Source organism: Thermodesulfobacteriota bacterium, from assembly GCA_036482575.1.
GTDB lineage: Bacteria > Desulfobacterota > GWC2-55-46 > GWC2-55-46 > JAUVFY01 > JAZGJJ01.
Window position 1 is genome coordinate 1 of sequence record JAZGJJ010000172.1, and the last position, 7,157, is coordinate 7,157.

The 7,157-nt window shown below is 57.1% G+C and carries 9 protein-coding genes and 1 tRNA gene; 7 read left to right on the forward strand and 3 right to left on the reverse strand.

Going from position 1 to position 7,157, the window contains the following annotated elements; genetic code table 11:
• The 5 genes from V3W31_07540 to rpe form a co-directional block, all read left to right on the forward strand.
• Positions 1-239: hypothetical protein (locus V3W31_07540; protein ID MEE9614787.1), on the forward strand; the 239-nt coding region annotated here is incomplete at its 5' end.
• Between the two features lie 10 nt (positions 240-249).
• Positions 250-966, forward strand: a complete 717-nt coding sequence (locus tag V3W31_07545) for a cytochrome c biogenesis protein CcdA (GenBank protein ID MEE9614788.1) — start codon at positions 250-252, stop codon at positions 964-966.
• 350 nt (positions 967-1,316) lie between these two features.
• The gene (locus V3W31_07550; GenBank protein ID MEE9614789.1) at positions 1,317-2,465 is read left to right on the forward strand and encodes an HD domain-containing phosphohydrolase; all 1,149 of its coding nucleotides are present in this window, start codon (positions 1,317-1,319) and stop codon (positions 2,463-2,465) included.
• Between the two features lie 412 nt (positions 2,466-2,877).
• Positions 2,878-3,375, forward strand: coding sequence for a hypothetical protein (locus V3W31_07555; GenBank protein ID MEE9614790.1), 498 nt, complete (start codon positions 2,878-2,880; stop codon positions 3,373-3,375).
• A 196-nt stretch (positions 3,376-3,571) separates the two neighbouring features.
• Complete coding sequence (gene rpe / locus V3W31_07560) at positions 3,572-4,231, forward strand: ribulose-phosphate 3-epimerase (protein ID MEE9614791.1); 660 nt, start codon at positions 3,572-3,574, stop codon at positions 4,229-4,231.
• A gap of 44 nt (positions 4,232-4,275) precedes the next feature.
• On the opposite strand, the gene V3W31_07565 is transcribed toward rpe, so the two are convergent.
• Entirely contained in the window at positions 4,276-4,782 is a 507-nt protein-coding gene (locus V3W31_07565; GenBank protein ID MEE9614792.1) for a Slp family lipoprotein, read from the reverse strand.
• Positions 4,783-4,844: 62 nt separating this feature from the next.
• Here V3W31_07565 and udp point away from each other — a divergent pair, with 62 nt between their 5' ends.
• A complete protein-coding gene (udp, locus tag V3W31_07570; protein MEE9614793.1) occupies positions 4,845-5,618 on the forward strand; it encodes a uridine phosphorylase in 774 nt (257 codons plus the stop codon).
• 178 nt (positions 5,619-5,796) lie between these two features.
• Positions 5,797-5,872: transfer RNA gene (locus tag V3W31_07575), tRNA-Asn, on the forward strand.
• Between the two features lie 198 nt (positions 5,873-6,070).
• On the opposite strand, the gene V3W31_07580 is transcribed toward V3W31_07575, so the two are convergent.
• Together V3W31_07580 and V3W31_07585 are read right to left on the reverse strand one after the other, a co-directional pair.
• A complete protein-coding gene (locus V3W31_07580) occupies positions 6,071-6,469 on the reverse strand; it encodes a PIN domain nuclease (protein MEE9614794.1) in 399 nt (132 codons plus the stop codon).
• Positions 6,466-6,666 carry a type II toxin-antitoxin system VapB family antitoxin gene (locus tag V3W31_07585; GenBank protein ID MEE9614795.1) on the reverse strand — a complete coding sequence of 67 codons (201 nt, stop codon included), beginning with the start codon at positions 6,664-6,666 and terminating at the stop codon, positions 6,466-6,468. Before V3W31_07585 ends, V3W31_07580 begins: the two co-directional genes overlap by 4 nt.
• Between the last annotated feature and the right edge of the window lie 491 nt (positions 6,667-7,157).

Sequence of the window (7,157 nt, forward strand, 5' to 3'; positions counted from 1 at the left end):
TGATAGGCATGAACTACGGGGTGAGCGCCCCGCCCACGACCTTTTTCATAACCGCCGACGGCAGGATAAAGAGGGCGTTCTACGGGAAGATAGATGAGGCGGAAAAGCTGTCGGCATGGGTAGAGGAACTGTTGGTTCCGGTTGCCCCGGTGGCGGCGGCCCCCGAAAGCACCGGTGAAGGCGCCGATGAAAGTGCCCCCGAGAGCGCTGGTGAAAGCACGGAAAACCTAAACGAGTGAGGGTGTAACGATGGCTCCAGGTATAGGTGAGGCCTTATGCGGAGGGTTCTTTACCTTCTTCTCCGTCTGGCAGCTATGCGTGATGCAGGTGACTCCCTTCTACATCGCCTTCGGCGTAGGGACGTACCTGCTCATAAGGACGGGCGGGATAAGGGGTCTCGCGGTTATGGGCTTTGTCGCCGCGGCCCTCGCGCTGGGGTTCAGCGTCACCTTCGGGCTGCTTAGCGTCCCGGCGCTCGAGCCGGGCGGGACGATCCTCAGGAACATAAAGGTCTTGCGGCCCCTGGCCGGGGCCTTCATAGCGGTGGCAGCCACGCTTATGGCGTTTTTCTCCATTGCCGGGCCTTCGGGGAGGAAGAGCGCGGTAATGGTGGTCCTCGCCCCTCTTGTGGGCGCCGCCTTCGCAATAGGCTACGCGCCGTGCATAGCCCCCGCGCTCGGAGAACTCCTGAACTACGCCGCGATGCCTGATAACTCCAAGACGGGGTTCACGCTCCTTACGGCCTACGGCCTGGGGCTCTCCGCCGCCTTTACGGTCGTTGGCGCCGCGATCTCGCTTGTCCTGGCTGTGGTAGGGCGGGCGGGGAGAGGGAAGGCGGCGGCGGAAGAGGGGGAGGGCGTCAATATCCCCGCCCTCATCGCCTCGCTGGTGCTCATGAGCATGGGGGTGCTGCTCATGACCGGCCTCATGCTCCGCTACAAGGCATTCCTCGTGAACCTGATGTAGCCGCCTTCATGCGGCGCCTGTTGTAGATGCTCAGTAATCCTGCCCCGTACTTGATACGGGGTAGGTAACGTTTTTTGCCTGTAATCTCCCTCTCCCCCACTGGGGGAGAGGGGGTCTTTTCGGGTCTCCCACTCCCCGAGGGGACATTTGTCCGTAATCCGGCCTTTATACCCCCTCTTCCGGCCGTGGGGAAGAAAGTGGGAAAAGTGGGGAAAGTAGAAAAAATGGAAGAAGTGGAAGAAAGCGAAAATTTTACTTGACAACGGGCATTTATTTGTATAAATTAAAGGCGTATCTGTGGAACTAGCTCTTAACGTTGCGAACCGCATGGGAAAACCGGACCTGGAGACATGGAAAGAATAACTACCATAGAAAACGAAATAACGAAGCTCAAGGCCCAGGCCGACGAGACGGACTGGCACAATCAGCGGATACAGGGTACGCTTACCGATTGCGCCAACAACCTCTTCAGCCTCATAGGCGGCGAGTCCTGCCACTTCCACCTCTCCATTGCGAAGGGCGCCCCTATCGACTACGAGTTCTCCGTGAACCGCAGGCTGCACGGGAGGGCCGCAGCCCCGGGCGAGGGAGGGCTTACCAATAAGGTAATATCCTCTTTCCTCGGCAAGGACAAGGAGCATTCGACCGGATGGGTCAGGCTCACCTATAACGAGGCCAACGGCCGCAGTTTCTCGTCCTTCGATAAGAAGCGCCTGGCCGACCTGGCCTACATGATAGGCATGGTCATCCAGGAAAGCCTGGCCTCCTACCGTGAGATAGTCAAGGCAGACTGCAACCAGCTGGCCATGATAGTCTCCTTCATGAGGGTGCTGGAGGCCAAGAGCAAATGGACGCTCGGGCACAGCGCCAAGGTCGCTAACGTGGGCATCGCGCTCCTGGACGCCGCTCTCGGCAACGAGGAGTGGGTCTCCACGATCGACCAGGAAGAGATCGACAGGCTGGAGCACTGGTTCAAGTTCGGCGCGCTCCTGCACGACATAGGGAAGGTCGGGGTAAACGACAGTATCCTGGATAAGAGCGGGAAGCTCACGGCCGATGAGTTCGATAAGATGAAGATACACGCCGGTGTCGGAGGCTCCCTTCTGGACGTCCTCGGCTCCGAGTGCGCGAAGTCCATCATCCCCATAATAAAGCACCACCACGAGAACTACGACGGGAGCGGATACCCCGAGGGGCTCAAAGGCATCGATATCCCGTCCGGGGCGAGGATACTGAAGGTCTCCGACGTCTTCTGCGCGCTGACCGAAGACCGTCCCTACAGGGGCACCTTCTCTCTCTCGGTTACCATAAACGAGATAAAGAGCCACAAGGGCAAGATGTTCGACCCCATCCTTGTTGACATCTTCTCGCAGTTGCCTCTCGAGGAGTTCATAAAAGAGAACGCCCAGCATGACGCCGAAATGAAGGCGCAGTTGGAGGTGGCCGAGACGAAAGCCGGGCCGGAAGAAGAAAAGGAAGATAAGGCGAATAACGGGTAAATTCCCGGTTTTCCAGTTTTCCATCCAGGCGTTACGTGTTCTAAGGGGCGGGCCATTCAGGCCGGCCCTTTTTTTTTCCTTTTCCCCCTTTTTTTTATTGCCTCCTGCCCGTATTGCCCCCTCTCTCTCTATCCAAACCATGATTTGACCGTAATTAAGACTCCTAATTCAGACCCAAGGGGTGACAACTGTGATATTTTTGCGGGGGTGACGAAAATTGTCGATACTTTTTGCATAGTAGAAGGGGTAGGTAAAACATAGAATCCTTTAAAAACACGGAGATGCAACAGGGCCGGATTCAGGCACTTTTCTTGCAGTAATATACAGTAATGCGAAGAGATACTCCTTATAAAAACCGGCATAATAATGAGGAGTTGAAGATATACAGGGTCCAGACGGAAAGGAGGCTACCATGAACTTGGTAAAATTCTTTGTAATTGCGGCTTTGCTGGCCATGGTTACGCCGACCGTGGCTTCGGCTGAGGAGTTAGATGAAATGGGGGCTCCGGAAGGGGTTATTCTGCTTGCCTTTACGTGTCCGCCCGGGTACTCCCCCTCTCCCACGGGTGGCTGCGTACCCGACAATATGCCACCCACCAGGCCGCCTCCTCCGTGCTCTCCCTATCCGAGGTGCGCGCAGTTCCCGGTCAGCGTAGGGGACGTCATAGGCGCCGTCAAGAACATGAACTCGCGGGGTCTGATATCCAACGACGGGGTGGCAAAGGCCCTTGTCTCCAAGCTGGAGGCGGCCGAGAAGAAGGTCGATAGTGGGAAGGATTCAACGGCCGTAAGGATACTGAAGGCCGCGATAAAGCACCTCGAGGCGCAGTCGGACAAGCACGTGACGACCGAAGCCTCCAGGACGCTTGTCGGCTACATCAATGCCGTTATAAAGATCATCAAGGCTTAGGACCGGTACTTGGATCGGTCTTAACGGAAAAAAGGAAAAAAACCCGCCGACCCCCTCCTCCTCCTGGGGCGGCGGGATTTTTTTCCATTTTTCCATTTTTCCCATTCCCTATTTTCCATATTGCTGAAATGGCTTGAACAGGGCCGACGAAATCTGATAAAAGGATTGAAGAGGATTACCTGGGACTTATGCGCTTATGAAGAAGATAGCACCTTCCATATTATCGGCGGACTTCAGCCGGCTCGGCGCGGAGCTTAAGGCCGTGGAGGACGCCAGGGCCGACTACATACACGTGGACGTGATGGACGGGCACTTCGTGCCGAACATCACCATAGGCCCGGTAGTGGTCGAGTGGATACGGAATGCCACGAGGCTCCCGCTCGACGTGCACCTCATGATAGAGAACCCCGCCGAGTTCGTCCCGGCGTTCGCCAGGGCCGGGAGCGACATAATAACCGTGCACGTGGAGACGACGAAACACCTGCACAAGGTCGTCCAGTCCATAAAGGAGCACGGTATAAAGGCCGGGGTCTCTCTTAACCCCTCCACTTCGGTCCAGACCCTCGATCAGGTAATCGAAGAGGTGGACCTCGTGCTGGTGATGTCGGTAAACCCCGGGTTCGGCGGACAGGAGTTCATAAAGTCGAGCATTGCGAAGCTCAAGAAGGTCAGGCGGATGCTCGACGAGTGCGGCTCCGAGGCCGAGCTCGAGGTGGACGGCGGGATAAAGATAGGCAATATAGGGGAGGCCTCGAAGGCCGGGGCGGACGTCTTCGTGGCGGGCTCGGCCGTATTCGGCGGCGACGACTACGCAAAGACAATCGAGGCCATGAGGAGGGAGTTGGACGGGGAGTAGCGGCCCTTTTCCCGTGAGGGCGTTTTTACCCGTAGAGCGAGCTGCTAAAAAGTTGTGCCGACCCCGATGCCCAGGTGCAAGTCAGGCCAGCTTCTTCGGGTCTGCCAGAGGTGGTCCTCCACGGGAGATATTACCGGGTAGTCGTAAGTATGGTCGCCGATCTGCCTCGTCTCCGAGCCCGTTACCGTTCCGACGGCCGTTATGTCGCTTCCCGGGGTGTAGAGCGTCGGGTCCCGGAAGCCGTCGAATGCGAGGAGGAACCGCCCGAGGCTCTTCTCGGCCTGGTCCACGGGCCTTAAGTTCGTTTTAAGCGGCTTTTGCAGGACCTCCATCACGGTCTTGTCCGCGAGTGTCTCCACCTTGAGTATGGTCCCGCCGAGAAGGACCGTCTTGCCGGTGTGGCCTTCGGGCCCTGCCAGGAGTTCCTCGAACCTTACGTCCGGGTCAACGTCCTTGCGTACCTCGCTTGAGATGACCGGGGCGCAGCCCGCGAGCATGACCAGCGTCGCCAGAAAGAAGGGCAGCGCCGTCTTCCGCGTTTTAGAGTACATCGTCGTCTCCATGGGATGTATTATACACCACCTGACTACGGGTAGAGAGGTTTTTCTTTTTTATGGGCCGCGTATACCATCTTGATCTTACAAAGGCGATGCTCCGTGGGGCAAAGGTTGCGCTCCTCCCCGGGGACCCGTTCAGGAGCGAGCCGATAGCCGCGGAGATATCGAGGGCATACGGCGGGCGGAGCGAGAGGCTCGCGTGGAAGAGGGAGTACTGCACCTACCTTGTCGGCGTAGGTGGTCGTAGCGGGAATGTGCTTGTGACCTCCACGGGCATAGGCGGCCCGTCGACCTCCATAGCCATAGACGAGCTCGCGCGGCTCGGGGTGAGGACCTTTATACGGGTCGGCACTACCGGCGCGATACAGAGTCGTATAAAGACCGGGGACGTTGTAATCACCACCGGCTCGGTGCGTCTCGACGGGGCCTCGACCCACTACGCCCCGATCGAGTACCCGGCCGTGGCCTCTCACGACGTCACCTCGGCGCTCGTCCGGGGGGCGGAGGACGCGGGGGTAAAGAGCCACCTCGGCGTTACGGCCTCTTCGGACACCTTCTATCCCGGCGAGGAGAGGGGCGACTCGTTCCGCAAGTATACTATAAAGAGGTTTCAGGGCCATACCCGTGAGCTGAGGAAGCTCCACGTGTTGAACTACGAGATGGAGTCTTCGACGGTGCTCGTGCTTACGGCCTCGATGGGGCTCGGCGGCGGGTGCATAACCGGGGTGGTCAACAGGGGCGGGACGGGGAATGTGACGAAAAAAAGTTTGAAGACCGGCGAGGAGAGCGTCATAAGGGCGGCGGTGGCGGCCCTTGCCCATCTTAAATGAGCTTCGCGCCTTAGCCTGAGGGTGTTTCTATTTCTGGACTACCGTCTGGGATTATTGAGCCCTAATGTTGCACAGGGCCGCATATATCGTTAACCGTGCGGCAGCACATTTCTAAATTGGCTTGACTTGTACGCCGGGAAAATATTAACATATCCGGATTGCAACTGTCTTATATTGATCCCAGGTAGCTCAGCTGGTAGAGCAGGTGGCTGTTAACCACCCTGTCGGGGGTTCGAATCCCTCCCTGGGAGCCAAAAAAATAAACGGGGTCCCACGGAGTGGGGCCCCATTATTTTTGTCGTCCTGGTTGGATTCGAACCCTCCGCCGGAGGCGGACCGGGTTCGACCGGGAGCCCGCCGCAGCCGCAGGCGAGGCGGGCAACACGAATGGGAATCTACCTTACCGGTGCCGACCCGTACGGGTCGGCATATCCCTCCCTGGGAGCCATGCTTTACGCCTTGTAAATCTTCAGCCCGGTACACGCCCCAATCTGTTCGAAGTCACTGTCCTTATGCAGGAGGGTAAGGTTGTTTTCAATACATATCGCCGCGATGATGCAGTCGACCGTCTTTCTGACGGTCTTGCCCTTTTTCCTGCAATCCCTGTAGATCCCGGCCGCCTTCAGGTAGGTCTCCGTGCCCTTCGGTCTATGTACGGGGAATTCAAGGAGGTAGTCCTTAACGGTCTTGAAGTCTTTGTCTTCTTTTATGCCCTGGAGAATCTCCGTAAGGATTATCTCCGTAATGGAGATATCCTCATCGTCTTCTATGAGCCTGTGGAGCGCCCGTCGCTCACGGGAGTTAACGCCCCGCAGGAAATCCACCCATACGCTCGTGTCCACAAGGATCATGCCCGGCTCTTCCTCATCTCACCGAGCTCGCCCGTCCACTTCACCTTGCCCTCGACCTCAAGGAGCTTTCTCCTCTTTATCTTGCTCACGAGCTCCTTGAGGGCGTAATTCACAAGCTCCTTCTTGGTCTTTTTGTGGGTGAGCTTCATTGCTTCGTCCACAAGCTTTTCGTCAAGCTCGATGTTTGTCCTTAGCATACAGAGTATTCCTCCTTTTTAGGCATACACAAAGTATAGCAGATTTGTGTGTATGTGGCAAGTGGGAAAAACAGCGAAGCCGCCCTGGGTTCGACCGGGTGCTCGCCGCCACCCTGAGGGTGTTTCAATTTCGTTATGACCGCTTGTGGCAACGGGGTTTAAGCTACACAAGGGCCGCATATACGTTAACCGTGCGGCAGCACCACCTGCGGTGGAGCAACGGTTGAAGATAGGCCTATGCTTTGCATGACTCGGAGGAGTTCGGTTCGTTTATTGTCGTGCCCGGGCACCCGAAGGCGAGGCGTGCAAAACGTCGGGTGCAGCGTCACGCTGCCCTTACCGGCGCCGGCCCGAGAGGGCCGGCATATCCCTTCCTTTTTTCAATATAACGACAGTGGAGTACGGGGCGCCGGGGTATTGCCGGGAAAAGGAAAAAGTTGATATTTGTCATGATGGAGAGTTTTTCTATTGACAAGTTTTACGGAAGTGGT

What these genes read in the sequence shown, in the direction of transcription:
- V3W31_07545 (MEE9614788.1), top strand. Translation starts at nt 250, where the DNA reads ATGGCTCCAGGTATAGGTGAGGCCTTATGCGGAGGGTTCTTTACCTTC.
- V3W31_07550 (MEE9614789.1), top strand. Translation starts at nt 1,317, where the DNA reads ATGGAAAGAATAACTACCATAGAAAACGAAATAACGAAGCTCAAGGCC.
- V3W31_07555 (MEE9614790.1), top strand. Translation starts at nt 2,878, where the DNA reads ATGAACTTGGTAAAATTCTTTGTAATTGCGGCTTTGCTGGCCATGGTT.
- rpe (MEE9614791.1), top strand. Translation starts at nt 3,572, where the DNA reads ATGAAGAAGATAGCACCTTCCATATTATCGGCGGACTTCAGCCGGCTC.
- V3W31_07565 (MEE9614792.1), bottom strand. Translation starts at nt 4,782, where the DNA reads ATGTACTCTAAAACGCGGAAGACGGCGCTGCCCTTCTTTCTGGCGACG.
- udp (MEE9614793.1), top strand. Translation starts at nt 4,845, where the DNA reads ATGGGCCGCGTATACCATCTTGATCTTACAAAGGCGATGCTCCGTGGG.
- V3W31_07580 (MEE9614794.1), bottom strand. Translation starts at nt 6,469, where the DNA reads ATGATCCTTGTGGACACGAGCGTATGGGTGGATTTCCTGCGGGGCGTT.
- V3W31_07585 (MEE9614795.1), bottom strand. Translation starts at nt 6,666, where the DNA reads ATGCTAAGGACAAACATCGAGCTTGACGAAAAGCTTGTGGACGAAGCA.